This is a genomic window from Bradyrhizobium sp. UFLA05-89 (assembly GCF_059803475.1).
On sequence record NZ_JBANBA010000008.1, the window covers coordinates 109,134 to 130,534 of the forward strand.

Sequence of the window (21,401 nt, forward strand, 5' to 3'; positions counted from 1 at the left end):
CCGCTTTCGAGGGGGATGACGAAGAGTGTGACGGTACGTACAGGAAATGCCATGTCCGATAATGACGACGTCCCGTTCAACCGCAATTTTCCGCTGAAGCCGGGCGTCGTCGAGGAAGTCCGTCCCGGCGTGCGCCGTGTGCTCTGCAACAATCCGAGCCCGTTCACCTTCACTGGCACGGTCAGCTACATCGTGGGCCAGGGCAAGCTGGCGATCATCGATCCGGGTCCGGACAACGAGGCCCATGCGGCGGCGCTGCTCGATGCCGTTAGCGGCGAGACCGTGACGCACATCCTGGTCACCCACACCCATCGCGACCATTCGCCCAACTCCGGCCGGATCAAGGCGGCGACCGGCGCGACCGTCTATGCCGAAGGCCCGCATCGCGCCTCGCGCCCGCGCTTCGAGAGCGAGAAGCACAATCCGGAATCGGGTGCCGACCGCGACTTCGCGCCTGACGTGACAGTTGCCCATGGCGACGTCATCGAAGGCTCAGGCTGGCGGCTCGAAGCCGTCGCGACGCCGGGGCACACCGCCAACCACCTTGCCTTCGCCTGGCCCGAGCGGAAATTCAGCTTCGTCGGCGATCACGTGATGGGTTGGTCGACCTCGATCGTCGCTCCGCCCGACGGCTCGATGATCGACTATATGGACTCGCTCGACCGGCTCGCAGCACGCGAGGAGGATCTGTATTTCTCCGGCCACGGCGCCGAGATTCCCGAAGGGCCGCGCTATGTGCGCTTCCTGATCCGCCATCGCAAGGCGCGCGAAGCCTCGATCCTGCATCGCCTCGCCAAGGGCGAGGCCGACATCCCGACCATGGTGCGTGCGATCTATATCGGCATCGATCCGAGGCTCACGACCGCGGCCGGCTATTCCGTGCTGGCGCATCTGGAGGACCTCGTCGCCCGCGGCGTGGTGGCGACGGACGGCGATCCCGTGATTTCGGGCACGTATCGATTGGCCGCAGCCTAGCCTCCGTCCGGGGCTATGCGCAGCATCGAACCCGGAATCTCGCGCCACAATCTCTGGATTCCGGGTTCGCGCTTTGCTCACCCCGGTATGATGGAAGGTTATTTCTTCACCGTTTTCGCCGGTGGCTTGACCGGCACGACGGGCGCCTTCTTCGCCGGCTTCAGCGCATCGGCGTCGGCTGCGGTGTTGAGATCGTCGATGAACTTGCTGACGCGCGCGGCGTTGCTGCCGAGGTCGCTCTCGAAGTAGCGCGAGGCCGAGCGGATATCGACGCGGGAATCGTCGCCGTCAGGCACGATGCGGATCGAGACATCCTCGCGGAAACCCATGATCGGCGTGCGCGCTACCGCCTCGATGCGGCCGATGCGGCGCGGAGGCTGCGGCGGACGCTCGTCGATGATCAGCCACTTTCGCTTGCTGGCGATCTGGAGCGACAGCGCGTAGGCCCGGTCGACGGAAATCTCGAGCTCGATCGGCTCGATGTCCGGATAGAAATGGCGCTGCTGCTCGGCCGAATAGAGGCCGGCATAGGCAGCCGGATTGGCACCGTCGCCGGTGCGAAGGCGCGCCAGCGCCTCGAAGCGCGGCGGGTCGATCGGATCGGTGGTGATGTCGTGGATCGCCGGCAGCCTGCGGTATTGGAAGGCGAGATAGGCGGGATAGGCGAGGATCAGCGCGTTGATCAGGAAGGCGAGCAGGATGCGCCCCATGCCGCGCGAGCCGTTCTGCCAGATCGCCGCAAAGCCCGCGAGCCCGAACAGGATGGAGAGCCCTGCGATCGCAAGCCCGCCGAAGAAGGTCGCCAGCGCCGGCTTGATCTCCAGAAAGCCGAAACGGACGATGAGGATCGAGACCAGGACCGCCACCACCGCGAACACGGCCAGATTGCGCGCCCAGCTGGCGAGCCCGGACACGGGCTCCGACTGGTAGGGAGCGGAAAACCTGCGGGCCATGCTGTTCCATCACCGATGTCAGTCGCCGGTTGCGGAGCACGGGCGACGGGAGCAAGCTGACCTAGCGCATTTTCCGCAGGGCTGTGAAGCGGTTTATCCCCCGCCTTCATCCCCGTTCCGGATCCTTCTGCGGCCGGAGGCGGCTTTCGCCGTTCGCGATTGTGAGCGCTTGAAAACGACGTGGCCCCGCGGATCGCGCAGGGGCCGCGCCGCTGATGCTCTTGCGATGCCCTACGCCGCGGCGTTCGGGAAACGGTAATCCTTGAATTGGTCCCGCAGCGCCGTCTTCAGGATTTTGCCCGTGGCGGTATGCGGAATGCCGTCGACGAAGGCGACGTCATCGGGCATCCACCATTTCGCGATCTTGCCGTCCATGAACTTCAGGATGTCGTCGCGGGTCGCCTGCTGGCCCTGCTTGAGCTGCACGATCAGCAGCGGGCGCTCGTCCCATTTGGGATGGAAGACGCCGATCACGGCCGCTTCCGCCACGGCCGGATGGCCGACCGCGAGGTTCTCCAGATCGATCGAGGAGATCCACTCGCCGCCGGACTTGATGACGTCCTTGGAGCGGTCGGTGATCCGCATATAACCGGCCTCGTCGATGGTGGCGACGTCGCCGGTGTCGAAGAAGCCCTCTTCATCAAGGATGTTGGCGTCGACGCGGTAATAAGCCTTGGCGACCGCAGGTCCCGACACTTTCAGGCGGCCGAACGTCGTGCCGTCCCAAGGCAGTTCCTTTCCGGCGTCGTCGGTGATCTTCATCTGCACGGCGAACGGCGCATAGCCCTGCATTTGGAGCACATCAAGCCGTTGTTCGCCCATCGCGTTGGCAAACGGCGGCTTCAGCGCCGATACACTGCCGATCGGGCTCATCTCGGTCATGCCCCAGGCATGGCGCACGTTCGAGCCCATGTCGAGAAATGCCTTGATCATCGAGCGCGGCATCGCCGAGCCGCCACAAATGACCATCTTCAGATGCGGCAGCTTCAGATTGTTGGCGGCCATGTGCTGCAGAAGCATCAACCACACGGTCGGAACGCCCGCGGTGTGCGTCACCTTCTCGGTCTCGAGCAGCTCGTAGACCGAGGCCCCGTCGAGCTTGGCGCCGGGCATCACCAGCTTGGTGCCCTGCGAGGGGGCGGAGAAGGCGATGCCCCAGCTGTTGGCATGGAACAGCGGGACCACCGGCAGCATTGTCTCGGCGGCACTGGTGCCAAGAGCGTCGACATTGTTGGCCATCAAGGCGTGCAGCACGTTGGAACGATGCGAATACAACACGCCTTTGGGATCGCCCGTCGTGCCGGAGGTGTAGCACATCGCGGCCGCGGTGTTCTCGTCAAAGTCCTTCCACTCGAACTTGCCGTCGGCCTTCGCGATCCACTCCTCATAGGCGACTGCGTTCTTCAGCGTGGTCTGCGGCATATGCGCCTTGTCGGTAAGGACGACAAAGCGCTCCACGCTTCCCAGCTTGTCGGCGATCTTCTCCAGGATCGGAACGAAGGTGATGTCGGTCATCACGATGCGGTCCTGGGCATGGTTGATGATCCAGGCGATCTGCTCGGGGAAAAGGCGGGGATTGACGGTGTGGCAGATGGCGCCGATGCCCATGATGCCGTACCAGACCTCCAGGTGGCGCCAGGTATTCCAGGCGATCGTGGCGACGCGGTCGCCGAGCCTGATGCCATCGCCCTCCAGCATTTGCGAAACCTTCAGGGCGCGCGCGTGGATTTCGGCATAGTTGGTGCGATGGATCGGTCCTTCGACCGAACGCGTGACGACCTCCTGCTTGCCGTGAATTCTGGCGGCGTGTTCGATGATCCGGTGGCAGAGCAGGGGCCAATCTTGCATCAAACCAAGCATTCCGACGTTCCTCCGAATAGGGCTGGACTTATTATTACTCTCGGGTCTGGGCCAAAGAATTGTCATGAACTTTAGCCTGCCGGACTTTTGCCGCAAATGGCCTTGTCGCGGCTATATGTCCGCCGGCGCGGCAATGGTTACCGTCGCGCTGGGGCTGTCGCTTGCGCCTGCCGAGGCGCGGAAATATGCCGCGCCGCTCGACCTGTTCGGCTTCGGTCCGCCGCGGCCTCGTGCCACCGTTCATCCGGCAAAAATGCCGGCCAAAATTCCCTTGCCGAGACCGCGTCCGGAAGATGCACCCAAGGAAGTGGCCAAGCCTGCGCCGGAGCGGCCGGCGGCGGAAGAAAAACCTGCTGCCGACAAGCCGGCCGGACCGGCGGCCCCGCCTGAGAGGCGGGCCTCGGCCTGCCGCCTCGCCCTGACCGAGGAAATTGCGATCGCGCCATCGATCCCGGACATTCATGGTCCGGGTAGCTGCGGTGGCGAGGATCTGGTGCGGCTCGAGGCGATCGTGCTGCCGGACAAGCGAAAGGTGCAGGTCAAGCCGGCCGCGATCCTTCGCTGCAGCATGGCGTCGGCCATTGCCGACTGGGTGCGCTCGGACATGGCGCCGCTCGCGGCGAGCCTTGGAAGCACCATCAGCGATCTCGACAATTTCGATTCCTTCGAGTGCCGTGGCCGCAACCGCATCGTCGGCGCCATGCTGTCCGAGCACGGCCGCGCCAACGCGCTCGACGTGCGCGCGTTCAAACTTGCCAACGGCCAGTCGATCGGGTTGACCGACCGCGCCGTGCCGCGGGACCTGCGCGAGCGCGTGCTGCATTCGGTCTGCACGCGCTTCTCAACAGTGTTGGGGCCGGGATCGGATTGGTATCACGAGGACCACATCCATCTCGATCTGATGCAGCGCCGCAACGATTACCGGATCTGTCAGTGGAATGTCTGGGACCCGCTGCCGCAGGTCGCCCCGCTGCTGCCGGCCCAGCGGCCGGAGGACGCCCCGCCGCGCGAGGTGGCGGCCAAGTCGGATGCCAAGTCGGATGGCAAGTCGGATGAGACCAAGGAGGGTGCAGAGCAGGGCGATGCGGCGAAGTCCGGCACGTCACAACCGGGCGAGCCTGCGAGCGCCGCCCAAGCGCCCCGAAAGCGGGCAACAAAAAAGCGCCGGTAGCGAGCCGGCGCTTCTTCGAAAGCCTCAGGAAAGCTCAGTACTGTGAAGTGCTGTTGCCGCCTCCACGCAGGGCAAGCTGCGAATTGTACGGGGAGTCACCGTGCTTCGGCTCGAGCACGACCACGATGGTGCCGACCTTGACGCGGTTGTAGAGGTCGATCGCGTCCTCGTTGGTCAGGCGGATGCAGCCCGAGGAAATCGAGGCACCGATATATTCAGGCTGGTTTGTACCGTGGATGCGGAACAGCGTGTCCTTGCCCCCCGAGTACAGGTACATCGCGCGGGAGCCCATCGGATTGTCAGGACCCGGCGCCACATAGGTCGGGACGCCCAGACGCGAGATTTCGCCGGGGGTCGGATGCCAGGCCGGCCATTCGGTCATGCTGCCGATCTTGGCGATACCCGACCAGGCCATGGCTTCTTCGCCGACGGTGATGCCGTAGCGGATCGCCTTGCCGCTATCCATTACGTAGTAGAGGTAATGATTGTCGGAATCGACCACGATCGAGCCAGGCGATTCCTTGCGGTGGTAATCGACGATGGCACGGCGGAACGGCTCGGCGACGGGGGTGTTCTCGTACCGAACCTTGGCAAGGAGTTCCTTGTCCTTTGGCTTGAAGGCCTTGGTATCGGTCGCTTCGAAATGCGTGGCCTGCATGCAGCCCGACAGCATCAAACCGGCGGCCAGAATTCCCAACTTAACTTTCAGCGACGACATTGGCTTGGTTCCAATCGAAACAAATACCCATGCGCGGCCCTGAGCTTACCGCCCAAGTTCCACGATTCCGATGGGCGTATTATCGGTTGAAACCTGCCACAATTCCAGCTTTTAGGGCTTTATCCCGCGCTGCAAAGCCCAAGCTGTGGCTTTTTTGCCGCAATTTTTGAGACTCCAGGTCGATTTTTGGGCAAGGAATGCCTGAATGTCGATTCCCCGCCACGGTTTGCGCCGCCGCCCAGCCATAAGTGCAAACGCCCCATTAATGTGATTGTCATCCTGCACCTGTCAGAATCGCGCTAAGGGCCGTAAGTCGGCCTTTTCGGCCCCCTGCTGGAGTTTTTCATGTTTTCGGTGTTCGTTCCCTCCGAGTCCTCCCTGAAGAAGGCCGTCGTCGAAGATCTCGCGGTCCTGCCGGAGAACGCGGTGTGGATCGACCTGTTCAATCCCACCGCCGTCGAGGACAAGGCGGTTGAACGGCTCGCAGGTATCGCGATCCCGACCCGGGAGGACATGCAGGAGATCGAGATCTCCAGCCGCCTCTATATCGAGAACAGCGCGCGATACATGACGGCGACGCTGATGTGCCACTCGGATACCGACATGCCCCGGACCACGGCGGTCACCTTCATCCTCGGCGACCATCGCCTGGTGACGGTACGCTATGACCTGCCGAAGCCCTTCGCGCTGGTCGAGGCCAAGCTCGCGCGCTCCTGCACGCCCGCAATAACCGGCGAGATGGTGCTGATGGAACTTCTGGACGCCGTGATCGACCGCTGCGCCGACATTCTGGAACGCTGCGGCGCCGACATCGACCAAGTCTCGCATGATATCTTCGAGCCCGAGAGCGAGCGCCACGGTCACGCCAAGCAATATTCCCAGATTCTGATCGCGATCGGCCGCAAGGGCGACCTGACCTCGAAGGTTCGCGAAAGCCTGGTGTCGATCGGTCGCGTCGTCACGTTCCTCTCGGCCATCGTGGAAGGCGTCAAATGGTCCAAGGACATGCGCGAGCAGCTCAAGACCATGCAGCGCGACGTGGCTTCGTTGACCGACCACGCGTCGTATCTGTCCAACAAGATCACCTTCGTGCTCGACGCCATGCTCGGCGTCGTCAATCTCGAGCAGAACAACATCATCAAGCTGTTCTCGGTGATGGCTGTGGTCCTGATGCCACCGACGCTGATCGCGTCCATCTACGGCATGAACTTCAAGGCGATGCCGGAGCTCGAATGGGCGCACGGCTATCCCATGGCGCTGGTGATGATGCTCGCCGCCGCCATTGTTCCGTACTGGATCTTCAAGTGGAAGAAGTGGCTGTGAGATAGCTACCGAACTGTTACATGGCTCACAGAGAGACAGTGAACGCGCGTTGTGAAATGTGGCGCTGCGTAGGCCGTATCTAGGTCACATTCTCTGCCTCATTTCCTCAGCTAAAATTTGAGCGTTGGGCTGAACGTTTGGGCGAAACTTGTCTGCGATAAGCAGCGGGTAAGCCGCGAGGAACAGCCATGGTTGAAAAACGCATAACGACGCCCCGCAACGTCATCGATCTGGCGAGCTATCGTCAGGTCCTGGCGAACGGCAAGGCGTCGTCGACGTCGGCACGGCTGTGCCGGCACTGTGGTGCTCCGCTGCTCGACGGCGAGAACGACGACGACTGTTCGACCGCATTCAATGTAGCCGCTCCGCGGGTGCGCGAGACGTCGCGTCGGATTCGTGCCGATTGAGAAACGGGAGGGGTTAAGGCAATCCAGGTCTTGCGGCGGCTTTGTTCTGGATTGCCTTGCTTCCGTTCGAAACACGGATCATGAACACCCGCCGCATCGTCGCGCAATTCCAGTGCTCTTAGCGCCTTGCGATCTCGGCCACGGTTAGCAGCGTTTCGGTGATCATGCCGTCGCGGCTGAATGGCGTAAGATGCTCCTCGACATCGCGCAGCATCGCCTCGACACTGTCGCCCAATGCTTCGGGGGATGACGAGGAAAAGGTGAGAACGCGCCGCGCCAGATCACTCACGCTGATCTCGTGCCTCGTCTCGACCCTGATCACATCCGCCACGTGAAATGCGCTGCCTTGGAAAAAGGCCGGCAGGTCGCGGTGTGTTCGCTCGCCGCGGCCAGCATCCTCCCAGAGGCCCGCTGGCGACCAGTTGCGGCGCACCGCATTGTAATCGTCGAGCCACGGATTGCGCCCATTGTGGGTTGGAAACGACGCGCAGACAGCGATCGCGCCGCCCTGCGCGACCAGCCGCTCGAACACTGCAAGGATAGGCGCACGATCCATCCAATGCAGGGCGCGCCCGATCGTCACGACGTCGAAGGACCCGATGTCGGCGGGAAGCCCCTCGGCCTTGCTCTCGATCAGCCTGAGGTCCCGGCCGGCGCGCGCGGCCGCACGCTGTGCGGCATCGAGCATGCCCGGTTCCGGGTCGACGCCGACGATGCGGCCGACATAGGGGGCAAAGCCGAGTGCGAGCAGTCCGGGCCCGGTGCCGAGGTCGATCAGCGCGGATCGCTCGGTGAGGGATAGCTTCTGCGCGACACTGCGAAAGAATTCCGGCGGATAAGGCGGCCGCAGGTTCTCGTAGAGCGGTGCCGTCGTCGCAAATCGACCCATCGCTCCACCCGCGGTCCTTTCCTCGCCTTACACGTGCTGGCCGCCGTTGATGTGGATCTCGGCGCCGTTGACGTAGGACGACGTCTCCGTGCACAGCACGTAGATGATCTTGGCGACCTCGTCGGGCGTGCCGAGGCGGTGCATCGGGATCTGCTGGTCGACGATCTTCTCGGTGCCCGGCGACAGGATCGAGGTGTCGATCTCGCCCGGCGCGATCGCATTGACGCGCACGCCGACGCGGCCGAAGTCGGAAGCCATCTCGCGCGTCAGCGCGGCGAGCGCGGCCTTCGAGGTGGCATAGGCCGCCCCCGCGAAGGGATGCACGCGCGAGCCGGCGATCGAGGTGACGTTCACCACCGATCCCTTCGCCGCTTTCAACTCCTCGATCAGCCCACGCGCCATCATGATCGGCGCGAAGAAGTTGACGTGGAAGACATGCGTCCAGGTGTCGAGATCGGTGTCGACTGAGCCGAGCCTCGAGCCGCCGGGGCCCTTCGGCGAGATTGCGGCGTTGTTGACGAGCGCATGCAGCGCGCCACCTTCGAGGCGGCGGCGGATCTCATTGATCGCGCGCGCCGTATCCTCGGGATCGGCAAGGTCGACCTGGATGTGATCTTCGGGGCCGGCGTCCCAAGGGCAGTCCTCCGGAAACGCATGCCGGGAGCAGGTGATGACGCGCCAGCCCGCCGAGGAGAAGCGGATCACGGTGGCGTGGCCGATGCCGCGGCTCGCCCCAGTCAGGAGCAGCGTGCGGCGTGGCGCATTGGACGAATGCGGCATGGACATCTTTCAGGTCGGCCCGAAGCTGACGTTGAGGCTCAAGGATACATCCGCGTCTTGGACCATGGCTGGCCCGCCGCGTCACGGCGAAATTCGATGCGATCGTGCAAGCGGAACGGGCGATCGTGCCAGAACTCGATCCGCAAGGGCGTGATGCGCCAGCCGCTCCAGCCCGGCGGCCGCGGCACCTCGCCGATCACGTATTTGGCGGCGATCTTGGCGATCGCCTGCTCGAAGGCGAAGCGGCTCTCAAGCGGCTGCGACTGCTTGCTCGCCCAGGCGCCGATCTGCGCCTGCTTGGGGCGAGTGGCGAAATAGGCGTCGGCTTCGGCGTCGGTCACCGGCGTCACGTTGCCGCGGATGCGCACCTGCCGGCGCAGCGACTTCCAGTGAAAAAGTAAAGCGGCCTTAGGATTTGCGGCGAGTTCACGGCCCTTCTGGCTCGCGATGTGGCTGTAGAAGACGAATCCGTCGGAATCGAAGCCTTTCATCAGCACCATGCGCACGTCGGGCAGGCCTTCCGCATCGACGGTCGAGAGCGCCATGGCATTGGGATCGTTCGGCTCGCTCTTGATCGCCTCGTTCAGCCAGGCCTCGAACAGCGCCAACGGCTCGTCGGCGGCGGTGAAATCACCGGATGTTAAGGGTGTCTGGTGTTTCATCGAGGTCGTATCGGTCATGTCTGGAGTCCGAGTTGCGTTCTGCGGCCCAAAGCGCGTTGTTGTCCGCTTCCGCCCTATATAGGGCATGGGGCACCGTTGGCCTATCGGCGATCCGGCCCTCCAGCCTCGTCATGACAATGATTCTAATCGGGCTCGGCGCCGGCGGCTGTAGCCTGTCACGCAATGATGGCGGCGGTGTCTTGGCCAAGGGGCCGTTCGCCAAGATGGACGAGAGCGAGGTCACCGGCTCGATCACCACGCAGGCGCCGACGGAGGGCGATCTCGCCTTCGCTCGCAACGCGGCCTCCGACGTGCTGAGCCAGGGCGACAAGGATGCCAGCCAGCATTGGGAAAATCCGGAGACCGGCGCACGCGGCTCGGTGACCCCGATCGCGCAGTCCTACGCCGCCGAGGACGGTCGCAAATGCCGGGATTTCCTGGCGAGCTACGTCAACGGCCGGACCGAAAGCTGGCTCCAGGGGGCCGGCTGTCAGAGCGGCCATGGCCGTTGGGAGATTCATACGCTAAAGCCATGGCGGAGCTAGGATTCGCTCGGCGAGCCTAGTTGCAAAAATGCCACGGACACCCCAGATGATCCCCAGACGGGGGCGGGGAGCCCTTTTGACACCATCGATTTCCGTGAAGGGAGACGTGACGGATGCGCGACCCCTATGAGGTCTTGGGGGTGCCGCGGAGCGCCAACGCTGCCGCGATCAAGAGCGCCTATCGGAAGCTCGCCAAGAAGCATCATCCCGACAGCAACAAGAACGACCCCAAGGCAGCCGAGCGCTTCGCCGAGATCAACACTGCGAACGAGATCCTCGGCGACGAGGACAAGCGCAAGCAGTTCGATCGCGGCGAGATCGACGCCGAGGGCAAGCCGCGCTTCCAGGGCTTTCCGGGCGGCGGGGGGGCGCGCGGGCGCGCCGGCCCCGGCGGCTTCGAATATTCATTCCGCTCCGGCGGCGGCGGCCCGGGTGGAGGCGCGTTCGAGGACATCCTCAACAGCATGTTCGGCGGCGCGGCGCGCGGTGCTCGGCACGGTGGCGGCGGACCCCAGTTCGAGTTCGATACCGGCGGGGTCGGCGTCGATCTCGACCTCAACGTCGCCATGACGGTGTCGCTGGAGGAGGCGGTCAACGGCGGAGACAAACGCGTCCGGCTGCCGACCGGCAAGGAGCTCAACGTCAAGATTCCGGCCGGCGTCGCGAGCGGCCAGCAGATCCGGCTGAAAGGGCAGGGTGAGACTGCGCCGGGCCATCCGCCCGGCGACCTGCTCATCACCGTCACCATTGGCCCGCACCCGTTCTTCAAGGTCGATGGCGCCGACTTGCGGATCGACCTGCCGGTCACGCTCTATGAGGCGGTGCTCGGTGGCAAGGTCCGTGTGCCGACCCTCGGCAACGCGGTCGAACTGACGATCCCGAAGAACACCTCGAGCGGCCGGACTTTCCGGCTGAAGGGCAAAGGCCTGCCGAAATCGGGTGGAACCGGCGATCTCTTCGTCACCACCCGCATCATGCTGCCGGACGGGAACGATGCCGAGCTTGAAGCATTGATGCAAAAGTGGCGGGACCAGCACCCCTACAATCCGCGTAGTGGGCTCGGCTAACGCATGATCGGGACAAGCGGGGCGCGCTTGTCCGAACGGATCATGCGCTCGCAGCGAGCATTTTCCCAGCAGGTAATGCTCCAATAGACGCATGGAGCGCGGTAGCGCTTCGACGCTATCGTGTCCGGCGTGCCGGCTGCCGCAAAAGCAGCCGCGAAAAGAGTGCGGCCTCGAGAGGGGGACCAGCGCGGTACCAAAAACCCCAATCGAGGCCGCCTGCGCCGATCGGCGGATCGAACGCTACTCATTTTCGCGTGATCATCCGGTGCGATAATGAGACGTGTCGATGTCTTGATTCCAAATTTTCAATGACCGAATTTTGGCGAATGCGCCCTTGCGTTGCTCAAGTGCCGTTCTTCTCCGCCTGGTCGTAGACGGCGCGCGCCACCTTGGTGAGCCTGTCGCGGTCGCCGCCGCCGCTGACGACATAGCCGACGCCACGGTCGGCCCAGAACAAGGCTCCATCCTTGTCCATCGTGGTGTAGCGCATCTGCGTCTCGCCGGCCTTGGTCTTGGCGGTGTAGATCGTGAACCGCTCCCCGGAGGCCCCCTCATACATCAGGAAGGAGGCCGGGCCGCTCGGCCCCGGCAGCAGCCGACCGCCGACGAGCTTGAGCCCGCTTGCCTCGAGGTTCGGCGCGAACACCGTCCAGCCGCAGCGCTTGGTCAACCAGGCCTGGAGATGGTCGCGCTCGTTGCCGGGGACCTCGACGGGGTGGCGGACCTCGACGACATAGAGGCGGTGGGCGTCGAGCGCGTCCTCGGTGAAGCTCTGGAAGGTCGAGGGCGTATTGGCAGCGCCGTGCGCCACCCAGCCGGCCGCGCCGCCGGCCACGAAGGCCAGCAGGGCCGCCGCCGCGGCGCCATAGAGCCATTGCCTGGGGCGACGCTCCAGCCGCTCGAGCTCCAGGCGCCTCGGCACCGGCTCCTGCGCCACGGTGTCATAGCGGGCGTGCAGCAACTCGGCCATCGTGCGCCAGGAGTTGACCCGTTCGGCCTCCTCGGGATGGGTGGCGAGCCAGGCCTCGACGTCGGCGCGGCGCTCGGCCGGCAGCTCGCCATCGACATAGGCGTGCAATTCGTCCTCGGTCACTGAAATCCTGCGCTCGGTCATATCAGTCATCTCTGGCTCGTCGGCCCAAAATATCGTTCGCCGTTCAAATCCATTCGTCCCCGCTGCATGCACAGGGCGTTGAAAATCCGATGTGTGGACCTTTGCGTGGACCCTGCCATCACTTCACCCTTCTCAGCGCCGGCCGCTCGCCGTCCAGCGCCGCCTTGATGTGGGCCCGGGCGCGCGCCAGGCGCGACATCACCGTGCCGATCGGGACGCCCTGGATGTCGGCGACCTCGCGGTAGCTCAGTCCTTCCAGCATCACGAGCAGCAGCACCGAGCGCTGCTCCTCCACCAGCGTCGCCAGTGCCTTCTCGATGTCCCGCCCTTCTGCTTCCGTCCCGCTGGCGTCGGGATTGTTCTCGGAGAGCTGCATGAACTGCGGCCGCCTCGCGAGCGAGCGGCGGCGGTTCTTGTTGAGGTTGGTCAGGATGGTGTAGAGCCAGCTCCTGACGTCGCCCCCGAGAAACAGCCGCTCCGAGCGCAGCGCACGGACCAGCGTGTCCTGCACCAGATCGTCGGCGATGTCGGCGTCGCGTGCGAGCGCACGAGCATAGCGCCGAAGCGCCGGGATCATGGCTTCAACACTCTGGCGAAACGCGCTCATGCCGCCTCGATTGTCCTTCACGTTCGGCGCGAGCGCCTTCACTCATCATAACACCCGAATGGAACGGCTATTCCGGCAACCGAAACAGCGTTAACGCCGTGGATTAGGACTGTACCGCCGGGAAGCGCTGGTGTACCTCCAAACCTCTTGACCAGCTCGATTGGATGACAGGGATGGCGCAGAATTCGGGTCTGATGCAGGGCAAGCGCGGGGTGATCCTCGGCGTTGCCAACAACCGCTCGATCGCCTGGGGCATCGCCAAGGCATGCCACGCCGCCGGCGCGGAGCTCGCATTCACGTATCAGGGTGACGCGCTGAAGAAGCGGGTCGAGCCGCTCGCCGCCGAGATCGGCGGCCTCGTGCTCGGTCATTGCGACGTCACGGATGCTGCGACCATCGATGCGGCGTTCGCGGTCGTGCGGGAGAAATGGGGCAAGATCGACTTCGTGGTGCACGCGATCGCCTATGGCGAGCAGCTCGACGGCCGCTATGTCGACACCACGCAAGAGAACTTCACCAAGTCGATGCTGATCTCCTGCTACTCGCTGACTGCGATCGCGCAGCGCGCCGAGAAGCTGATGACCGACGGTGGCTCGATCATCACGCTGTCCTATTACGGTGCCGAGAAGTGGATGCCGCATTACAACGTCATGGGCGTGGCGAAGGCCGCGTTGGAGGCCAGTGTGCGCTATCTCGCCGCTGATCTCGGTGAGAAGAACATCCGCGTCAACGCGATCTCGGCGGGACCGATCAAGACGCTGGCCGCCTCGGGCATCGGCGACTTCCGCTACATCCTGAAATGGAACGAGGTCAACGCACCGATGCGGCGCAATGTGACGACCGAGGACGTCGGGGGTAGTGCGCTCTATCTCCTGTCTGATCTGTCGCGCGGCGTCACCGGCGAGGTGCATCACGTCGATTCCGGCTACCACGTGCTCGGCATGAAGCGGCCGGATGCGCCTGACATGGCGCTGGGCGGGAAGGACTGAGCATGATCCGGAAAAGTGTGTAGCGGTTTTCCGAAAAGATCATGCTCAAAAAGTAAGAGCTAACGCCATCCGACAATGCCCGCGCCCACGATCTACTATCTTCGCCACGGCGAAACCGAGTGGAATGCGCTCGGGCGTCTTCAGGGCACGCAGGACATCCCGCTGAACGCGCGCGGCCGCGGCCAGGCCGTGCAGGCCGCCGGCATCCTCGCCGATCTCTTTGCGCGCGAGGGCCGCGACAAGGCTTCGCTGCCCTATGTCTCGAGCCCGCTCGGGCGCGCGCGCATGACCATGGAGCTCGCGCGCGGCAAGCTTGGCCTGCCGATTGCCGACTATTCGCTCGACGACCGCCTGCGCGAGATCGGCTACGGCGCCTGGGAGGGATTGACGCTGCCGGAGAGCGAGGCCGCCGATCCCGACGTCTACGCGCGACGCCTGGTCGACAAGTGGACGGTGGCGCCCTCGGATGGCGAGACCTATGCCGACGTCCAGGCCCGCATGGGCGAATGGTACGACCAGCTCCGGACCGACACGGTCGCGGTCGCCCATGGCGGCACCGCGCGTGCCCTGATGGTGACCCTTGGGCTGGAGACGCCCGCGAGCGCCGCCGAGCTCTATATTGAGCAGGGCGTGGTTTACGTGTTCCGCAACGGCCGGCTGGAGAAGCATGGGTAACGGGCGATACCACCCCCGAAAGTGCATTTCGGGTTCCGGACAAAAAGTCGCAAAACAACCCCATGCAAAGTAGCCAGGGGGCGGTTGTGACCGTCCCGCGCCGCGGTTACGAGGCGCGCCATTTGACCCGTCTTCGAGGGCGCGTTACCACACGCCGGAACCGATCCGGCGAGCTGCGATGTCCTTCAACACCTTCGGCCATATGTTCCGTGTCACGACCTTCGGCGAGAGCCACGGGGTGGCGATCGGCTGCGTGGTCGACGGCTGTCCGCCGCTCATCCCGCTCAATGAGGCCGACATCCAGCGCGACCTCGATCGCCGCCGGCCCGGCCAGTCGCGCTTCACGACCCAGCGCCAGGAGCCGGACCAGGTGAAAATCCTCTCCGGCGTGATGGCGCATCCGGAGACCGGCGAGCAGGTGACCACGGGCACGCCGATCGGGCTTCTGATCGAGAACACCGACCAGCGCTCGAAGGACTATTCCGAGATCAAGGACAAGTTTCGCCCCGGCCACGCCGACTTCACCTACGAGGCCAAATACGGCCTGCGCGACTATCGCGGCGGCGGGCGCTCTTCGGCGCGCGAGACGGCGATGCGTGTCGCCGCCGGCGCCATCGCGCGCAAGGTGCTGCCAGACGTGACCGTGCGCGGCGCGCTGGTGCAGATCGGTCCGCACAAGATCGATCGCGCCAAATGGGATTGGGACGAGGTCGCCAAGAATCCGTTCTTCTGTCCGGACAAGGACAAGGCGGCATTCTTCGAGAGCTATCTCGACGGCATCCGCAAGAGCGGCTCCTCGATCGGAGCCGTCATCGAGGTGGTCGCCGAGGGCGTGCCGGCAGGATTGGGCGCGCCGATCTACGCCAAGCTCGATTCCGATCTCGCAGCCGCGATGATGACCATCAACGCGGTGAAGGGCGTCGAGATCGGTGCAGGCTTCGGCGCCGCCGAGCTCACCGGTGAAGAGAACGCCGACGAGATGCGCACCGGCAATGACGGCACGCGCTTTCTGTCCAACCACGCCGGCGGCGTGCTGGGCGGCATTTCCACCGGACAGCCGGTGGTGGTGCGTTTTGCGGTGAAGCCGACCTCGTCGATCCTCCAGCCGCGCCTGACCGTCGATCGCAAGGGCGCCGACACCGAGATCTTCACGAAGGGCCGCCACGATCCCTGCGTCGGCATCCGCGCGGTTCCCGTCGGCGAGGCCATGATGGCCTGCGTGCTCGCCGACCACTTCTTGCGTGATCGCGGGCAGGTCGGACGCTAACACGCAGCGCTAGCCGCCCGCGCAGCTTGACGGGGCGCAAGCTTCGCCCGCAAATTGTGGGTGCCATGGATGCATCCGAAATCAACGCCATCACCGAGTGGCTGATCGACGGCGCGCGCTCGGCGCCGATGCCGAGCCAGATGATGGCCCAGGCTTGCGAGCGCATGGTCGCAGCCGGCCTGCCGCTGTGGCGGGTCGGCGTCTTCATCCGCACGTTGCACCCCGAAATCTTCGGCCGCAATTTCATCTGGCGGCAGGGCGCTCCCGAGGTCGAGGTCGGCACGGTGGATTTCGAGATCCAGGAGACGCCGGAGTTCAAGAAGAGCCCGCTCAGCCTCGTCTTCAACCAGGGCATCGAGGTGCGCGGCAATCCCAACAGCCCCGGCGATGTCGAGCGCTTTCCGTTTCTGGGGGATCTCAAGCAGGAGGGCGCCACGGATTACGTCGCGATGCCGCTGCGCTTCCTCGACGGTACCGTCCACGCGATGACCTTGACCACCAGAGAATCCGGCGGCTTCAGCGATGCGCAGGTCGCGGCGCTGCGCGCGTTGACGAAACCTCTGACCCGCATCACCGAGATCATCACGCTGCGACGTACCGCCACGACGTTGCTCGACACCTATGTCGGCAATCGCGCCGGCGAGCGCATCATGGGCGGCCAGATCCGCCGCGGCCATACTGACACCATGCAGGCTGTGATCTGGCTGTCGGACCTGCGCGGCTTCACCGCGCTGTCGGACCGGCTGCCGGCCGAGACCGTGGTCGAGATCCTCAACCATTATTTCGACTGCCAGGTCACCTCGATCCGCGCTCATGGCGGCGAGGTGCTGAAGTTCATGGGCGATGGGCTGCTCGCGGTGTTTCCGATCGACGAATATATCGGGGATGCGAACAACGTCTGCGCGCGTGTGCTGGAGGCCGCGCGTGAATCACGCTGCAGCGTCGATGCGCTGGCATTTCCAGTCGGCGAGACGGTCGAGCGCTTCCGCTTCGGTGTCGCGCTGCATGTCGGCAACATCCTCTACGGCAATATCGGCGGCGGCAACCGTCTCGACTTCACCTGCATCGGCCCCGCCGTGAATCTCGCGGCGAGACTGGAGAAGCTCGCCGGTCGCATGGGGCGGACGGTGGTGGCTTCCGAGAATTTCGTCGGCGCTTGCGGCGCCGTGTGGAACGAGCTCGGCGAATTTCCGATCGCGGGGTTCTCCAAGGCGCAGCGGGTGTATGGGCTTGCTGAGGAAGCGCCGGTGGTGATGGCGTAGAGCGTATCCAGCGGACCAGGCCCGACACATTGCCGCTACAATAGAAAGGGTATACTATTTGTCATTGCTCGGCCGGTTCGACACCCGGCATTTCGTTCGATCCTGCATTGCGTCGCGAAAACAGGAGCATCACCATGCCGATTACGACGCTGAAGGTCTTGGCGAGCCTCATACAGCTGCACGGGCCAGGGGCAACCATTCAGAGCGACCATCAGGGTATCGACGCATTGCTGAACGATCTGCGTGGGCAGGGTGCGGAGCAGGGCGTTGTCTCCGGCGAACCCGTAGCGACCCAGGCCGCTTTCAGACGAGGGGCTTTTGCCAAAGGGCCAAATGCTGGCGCCTTTCGCAGAGGAGGATACGCTCCCGGCGTGGGCGTGTTCCGCCGCGGGGGATTTGTAAGGGGATACTAGACAAATTTCTTCCAGCCCGTTGCGGTATCGGCATGTCGGCTGACAGTTCAGGTTGTGCGGTCTTCGAGGATCAGCCGATCACGCAGTTGCTGGTCAAGGTCGCAACGAGATGTAACATCGATTGCTCCTACTGCTACTGGTTCCGGGACGCGTCCGTTTATAGCAAGCCGAAGCTGATGAGCCCCGACGTGCAGCATCGGTTGCTGCAGCGCATCGAGGAGCACGTCGTCCGATACTCGCTCTTCGATTTTCCCATCATTCTGCACGGTGGCGAGCCGTTGCTGTGGGGCGTGGAGAACTTCCACCGTTTTGCCGAGGCCTGCGAGGCTATTTCATCGCGGACCGGCTGCGACGTACCCATCGCGGTCACGACCAACGGCGTGCTGATTGATGACCAATGGCTGGCCTGCTTCGAGGCCCGCAACATTTCGGTTGCGATCAGCATGGACGGGCCAGCACATATTCACGACATTCACCGCAAGACGTTTCAGGGTACGGGCACCCATGCCGCCGTGGAACGTGCCGCGCGCATGCTGGTATCGCGAGACATTGGCGTCATTGCCCTGGCAGTCTGCAATCCCGCCTACGCACCGCAGCAATACGCCGATTTTTTCGCCGCGTGTGGAATCTCCAACTACGACATCATGATCCCCGATGCGACGGTGGATGAGGAGCCACCATCCATTGCCGTATTCTACAAGGGTCTGTTCGACCTGTGGCTGGAAGCGAATCGCGCGAGGCCGACGACCAATATCCGTATCATTTCCGACATGATCACGGCCCTGCTTGGCAACAATTCGCCGACCGAGGGCGTAGGCCACAAACCCGTCGAGCTTTGCACCGTCATGACCGATGGCTCCGTGGAGGCCCACGATGTGCTGCGGATCGCAGGCGACGGCTTTACGAACACGAACTTCAACATCTTCGATCATGCGATCGACGAGGTCAGGAACGAGCCCCGCTGGAAAGCCGCGCGCGATGCTTCAATCAATCTTTGCGCGAAATGTCGTCAGTGCAAGTTCATGAACGCCTGCGGGGGAGGCTATCTTCCGCATCGTTTCTCCAAAAAGAACGGCTATGACAATCCTTCGGTCTATTGCGACGATCTCTATGCGATGTTCGAGACCATGCAATCCGTGTTGGCGAGCCATCTCTATGTCAGCAAGCCGGGCGGCGAGCGCGTCGATCTGCCCGACACCTCGGCTGGCGCCTAACGGACCGCGTGAACCGCGGGGGCAAGGTCGGAAGGAGCCTGATGGCCTGATCATCGCACTTTGGGACACGGAGATTCTACGCTACGCCGCAACGGGCGGTCCAAACCATATGGTGAGCGCGTCGGCGAGCCCCGACCGCGTCCGGTCGCCCACCCACGCGACATAGCCGTCGGGCCGAACCAGCACGGCGTCGGGCGCCGCTACTGCGCCGATCACCGGAAGCTCCCAGGTCGCGGCGCATCTTGCATCGATCGCCCTAATCCGATCCTGCCACGGCGCGATGTCGAGGCCGATGGGCTCACCAAAGTTGAGCAGGACCGGTCGTGCATCGTGCAGAAGACTGAAGACCCGCAGCGGGCCGTTCGCTGTGACGAGATCGAGATCGGGCATGCGGCGTCCGAGCAGTGGATGTCCCGCGCCAAGATCGTAGCGAATGTCGAGACCCGACATCATCGCGGCGATCCGCTTGCGCGGCTCATCCATGCCCAAGAGTTCGGACACGGCCTCGCGCAACGCCTCGACGCGGTCGTCGTGGCGAAGCAGCGCGGACTGCGCCATCGTGTTGCGCAGGACACGTGCGGCGACCGGGTGGCGTTCGGAATGGTAGGTATCGAGGAGAGCTTCCGGCGAGGTGCCGTTCACCACCTGGGCAAGCTTCCATCCCAGATTCACCGCGTCCTGAACGCCGATCTGGAGGCCCTGTCCACCCACCGGCGGATGCACATGTGCGGCGTCGCCGGCCAGCAGGATCCGTCCGCTCCGATAGGACGCCGCCTGCCGCGTCATGTCCGTGAATCTGGAGATCGAGGTAGGGCTGCGGATTCCGTAATCGGTGCCATAGACGGCGATGAGCGCCTTGCTGAGATCACTCAGTGTGGGCTCAGCAGTTTGTCCGACGTGCCGTTCGGTCACCATGACGCGCACCGGACCGTTCTCCAGGCGAGAGAAGGAATGGATGCCCCTGTTATCGCGGCGAAGGCCCCACTGCGGCTCTTTGGCCGTCTCGATCTCGGCGAGCAGGCAACTGATCGTCGGATCCCAGCCAGGGAAGTCGATACCGGCACCCTTCCGGATCGCGCTGCGTCCGCCGTCGCACCCGACGAGATAGTCCGCCCGTAGCGAATGGCGGTTGGCGAGTGCGATGTCGACGCCGGTCTCGTCTTGCGCGATGTCTGTCACCTTGCGTCCCCGATAGATCGGCACCTCCAATTCATCGACCCAGTCGGCGAGGATGCGCTCGATCTGGTTCTGCCACAGCGCGAGGCCATAGGGATGCCGAGTGGGAAAGTCGCTGATATCAAGGCGGATCCAGGCGAAGCCTGCAACTTGCGCCAGCTGGCCCTGTGCAAGGAACCGGTCGGCCAGTCCGCGTTGATCGAGCACCTCGATGGTGCGTGCATGCAGTCCGCCCGCACGCGATCCTGTGAGGTCCTGGCTAACGCGTCGCTCGACGATGGCGACGTCGACGCCCGCCAGCGCCAGCTCGCCCGCCAGCATCAATCCCGTCGGACCTGCTCCGACGATCACCACCGCATGCCTGGTCGACAGCAATTCAGTCATTCCGTGCTCCCGTAGGTTCTGGCCTTGGGCCGGCGGTTCTACGAGATGGTCGGGGTCTTGAAGCAAGCCCCTTGCGCGCTACATATTTAAGTGGGAGGCAATGGTGTTGCCGTCCTCCGTCCGTCCGCGACAGAGCGGGGCTCCCAGATCGTTATCGTGGCGTCTTTCTGTCTCTGGGCCGTCAGGCCCGGGTCCGAGCGCCAATCGGTACGCTTCAGATTAATGCGTAGCTTCAACTGCGCGCTGCAACTAACTGCGATCCCTATGCATATACGACTGCTTCAAGCCGAGCGTTGGGATCGCCAGGGTGATGCATAGCCGCAGCATGGCGAAGCTGAAGATGAACACGAAATAGATCAGGTTCTTGGTGAACTGGCTCGCGAGCGACGTCTGCCAGAAATTCCAGATCGCGCTGCGAACCAGCTCCTGCCCGAAAGAGAGTGCATGGCGGCCTTCAGGATCAGCCAGGGCAGGGCATGCAGAAGCTTGAAGGGGCCGAACGAGGTCTCGTGGCGCCGGGCCGGAGCTCGAGTTGCTTGCGCAGTGCGATTGTCATCGCACGGTCGTGACACAGGAGATTAAACCTGTCGTAGCGCCGATCGGTAAAATTGACGCAAATGCGTGCGGCAGACTGGCGCGCTCTATTCCTCAGGCTCGGTTGTGAACAATAGCGGATAGCCCTTGGCGCGGCCGGCATCGGTGGCGCGCGTCGCCTTGGTCTCGGCGACGTCCCTGGTGAAGACGGCGACGACGCAGGCGCCCAGCTTGTGCGCGGTGATCATGACCTTGTAGGCCTGATCCGCGGTCATGCGGAATTCGGCCTTCAGCACCAGGGTGACGAAATCGCGCGGCGTGAAGTCGTCGTTGAGCAGGATCACCTTGTGCAGTCGCGGCCGCTCGACTTTGGTCTTCGTCTTGGGTTTAGTCTTGGTGACGGTATCGTTCATTCC

General features: G+C 63.8%; 21 protein-coding genes. 11 read left to right on the forward strand and 10 right to left on the reverse strand.

The features are described 5' to 3' along the window. Nucleotides 1–51 precede the first annotated feature (51 nt). On the forward strand, nucleotides 52–975 hold the full coding sequence (locus SO139_RS06925; protein WP_498539818.1) for an MBL fold metallo-hydrolase: 924 nt from the start codon (nucleotides 52–54) through the stop codon (nucleotides 973–975). Nucleotides 976–1,073: 98 nt separating this feature from the next. Here the strand turns inward: SO139_RS06925 and SO139_RS06930 are convergent, their stop codons facing one another. Beyond that, nucleotides 1,074–1,928 (reverse strand): DUF1499 domain-containing protein, encoded by an 855-nt coding sequence (locus SO139_RS06930; protein ID WP_498539819.1) that lies wholly within the window; start codon nucleotides 1,926–1,928, stop codon nucleotides 1,074–1,076. Nucleotides 1,929–2,159: 231 nt separating this feature from the next. Beyond that, nucleotides 2,160–3,788, reverse strand: a complete 1,629-nt coding sequence (locus tag SO139_RS06935) for a fatty-acid--CoA ligase (RefSeq protein ID WP_449378662.1) — start codon at nucleotides 3,786–3,788, stop codon at nucleotides 2,160–2,162. A gap of 64 nt (nucleotides 3,789–3,852) precedes the next feature. On the opposite strand from SO139_RS06935, the gene SO139_RS06940 reads away from it, so the two are divergent. Beyond that, the gene (locus SO139_RS06940) at nucleotides 3,853–4,959 is read left to right on the forward strand and encodes an extensin family protein (RefSeq protein WP_449378661.1); all 1,107 of its coding nucleotides are present in this window, start codon (nucleotides 3,853–3,855) and stop codon (nucleotides 4,957–4,959) included. Nucleotides 4,960–4,993: 34 nt separating this feature from the next. Here the strand turns inward: SO139_RS06940 and SO139_RS06945 are convergent, their stop codons facing one another. Next, nucleotides 4,994–5,677, reverse strand: a complete 684-nt coding sequence (locus tag SO139_RS06945) for a L,D-transpeptidase (RefSeq protein ID WP_498539820.1) — start codon at nucleotides 5,675–5,677, stop codon at nucleotides 4,994–4,996. 345 nt (nucleotides 5,678–6,022) lie between these two features. On the opposite strand from SO139_RS06945, the gene SO139_RS06950 reads away from it, so the two are divergent. Together SO139_RS06950 and SO139_RS06955 are read left to right on the forward strand one after the other, a co-directional pair. Continuing rightward, nucleotides 6,023–7,000: a magnesium transporter CorA family protein gene (locus tag SO139_RS06950; RefSeq protein WP_498539821.1), complete on the forward strand. Its 978-nt coding sequence runs from the start codon at nucleotides 6,023–6,025 to the stop codon at nucleotides 6,998–7,000. A 188-nt stretch (nucleotides 7,001–7,188) separates the two neighbouring features. Further along, nucleotides 7,189–7,407, forward strand: coding sequence for a hypothetical protein (locus SO139_RS06955; RefSeq protein ID WP_498539822.1), 219 nt, complete (start codon nucleotides 7,189–7,191; stop codon nucleotides 7,405–7,407). A 118-nt stretch (nucleotides 7,408–7,525) separates the two neighbouring features. Here SO139_RS06955 and SO139_RS06960 read toward each other — a convergent pair whose 3' ends face one another. From SO139_RS06960 to pdxH, 3 genes are read right to left on the reverse strand one after another with little or no spacing between them, the layout of a single operon-like run. Continuing rightward, nucleotides 7,526–8,296 carry a class I SAM-dependent methyltransferase gene (locus tag SO139_RS06960; RefSeq protein WP_498539823.1) on the reverse strand — a complete coding sequence of 257 codons (771 nt, stop codon included), beginning with the start codon at nucleotides 8,294–8,296 and terminating at the stop codon, nucleotides 7,526–7,528. Nucleotides 8,297–8,323: 27 nt separating this feature from the next. Continuing rightward, a complete protein-coding gene (locus SO139_RS06965; RefSeq protein WP_498539824.1) occupies nucleotides 8,324–9,076 on the reverse strand; it encodes an SDR family NAD(P)-dependent oxidoreductase in 753 nt (250 codons plus the stop codon). 38 nt (nucleotides 9,077–9,114) lie between these two features. Beyond that, nucleotides 9,115–9,756, reverse strand: a complete 642-nt coding sequence (gene pdxH / locus SO139_RS06970) for a pyridoxamine 5'-phosphate oxidase (protein ID WP_449378655.1) — start codon at nucleotides 9,754–9,756, stop codon at nucleotides 9,115–9,117. Between the two features lie 113 nt (nucleotides 9,757–9,869). Here pdxH and SO139_RS06975 point away from each other — a divergent pair, with 113 nt between their 5' ends. Together SO139_RS06975 and SO139_RS06980 are read left to right on the forward strand one after the other, a co-directional pair. Beyond that, a complete protein-coding gene (locus tag SO139_RS06975; protein WP_498539825.1) occupies nucleotides 9,870–10,283 on the forward strand; it encodes an RT0821/Lpp0805 family surface protein in 414 nt (137 codons plus the stop codon). A 113-nt stretch (nucleotides 10,284–10,396) separates the two neighbouring features. Further along, nucleotides 10,397–11,350, forward strand: a complete 954-nt coding sequence (locus tag SO139_RS06980; protein WP_449378653.1) for a DnaJ C-terminal domain-containing protein — start codon at nucleotides 10,397–10,399, stop codon at nucleotides 11,348–11,350. Nucleotides 11,351–11,693: 343 nt separating this feature from the next. Here SO139_RS06980 and SO139_RS06985 read toward each other — a convergent pair whose 3' ends face one another. After that, on the reverse strand, nucleotides 11,694–12,464 hold the full coding sequence (locus SO139_RS06985; RefSeq protein WP_449378772.1) for an anti-sigma factor family protein: 771 nt from the start codon (nucleotides 12,462–12,464) through the stop codon (nucleotides 11,694–11,696). 118 nt (nucleotides 12,465–12,582) lie between these two features. Continuing rightward, the gene (locus tag SO139_RS06990) at nucleotides 12,583–13,071 is read right to left on the reverse strand and encodes a sigma-70 family RNA polymerase sigma factor (protein WP_449378652.1); all 489 of its coding nucleotides are present in this window, start codon (nucleotides 13,069–13,071) and stop codon (nucleotides 12,583–12,585) included. A gap of 173 nt (nucleotides 13,072–13,244) precedes the next feature. Here SO139_RS06990 and fabI point away from each other — a divergent pair, with 173 nt between their 5' ends. The 5 genes from fabI to SO139_RS07015 all read left to right on the forward strand — a co-directional run bounded on the left by fabI (nucleotide 13,245) and on the right by SO139_RS07015 (nucleotide 18,891). Continuing rightward, on the forward strand, nucleotides 13,245–14,060 hold the full coding sequence (fabI, locus tag SO139_RS06995; RefSeq protein ID WP_449378651.1) for an enoyl-ACP reductase FabI: 816 nt from the start codon (nucleotides 13,245–13,247) through the stop codon (nucleotides 14,058–14,060). 75 nt (nucleotides 14,061–14,135) lie between these two features. Further along, nucleotides 14,136–14,735, forward strand: a complete 600-nt coding sequence (locus SO139_RS07000) for a histidine phosphatase family protein (RefSeq protein ID WP_449378650.1) — start codon at nucleotides 14,136–14,138, stop codon at nucleotides 14,733–14,735. Between the two features lie 178 nt (nucleotides 14,736–14,913). Next, nucleotides 14,914–16,002: a chorismate synthase gene (gene aroC / locus SO139_RS07005; RefSeq protein ID WP_498539826.1), complete on the forward strand. Its 1,089-nt coding sequence runs from the start codon at nucleotides 14,914–14,916 to the stop codon at nucleotides 16,000–16,002. Nucleotides 16,003–16,067: 65 nt separating this feature from the next. After that, a complete protein-coding gene (locus SO139_RS07010) occupies nucleotides 16,068–17,264 on the forward strand; it encodes an adenylate/guanylate cyclase domain-containing protein (RefSeq protein ID WP_498539827.1) in 1,197 nt (398 codons plus the stop codon). Between the two features lie 58 nt (nucleotides 17,265–17,322). Continuing rightward, a complete protein-coding gene (locus SO139_RS07015; protein WP_498539828.1) occupies nucleotides 17,323–18,891 on the forward strand; it encodes a radical SAM protein in 1,569 nt (522 codons plus the stop codon). A gap of 81 nt (nucleotides 18,892–18,972) precedes the next feature. Here the strand turns inward: SO139_RS07015 and SO139_RS07020 are convergent, their stop codons facing one another. Next, nucleotides 18,973–20,451, reverse strand: a complete 1,479-nt coding sequence (locus SO139_RS07020) for an FAD-dependent monooxygenase (RefSeq protein ID WP_498539829.1) — start codon at nucleotides 20,449–20,451, stop codon at nucleotides 18,973–18,975. 641 nt (nucleotides 20,452–21,092) lie between these two features. After that, nucleotides 21,093–21,398: an ATP-dependent Clp protease adapter ClpS gene (clpS, locus tag SO139_RS07025; RefSeq protein WP_449378645.1), complete on the reverse strand. Its 306-nt coding sequence runs from the start codon at nucleotides 21,396–21,398 to the stop codon at nucleotides 21,093–21,095. Between the last annotated feature and the right edge of the window lie 3 nt (nucleotides 21,399–21,401).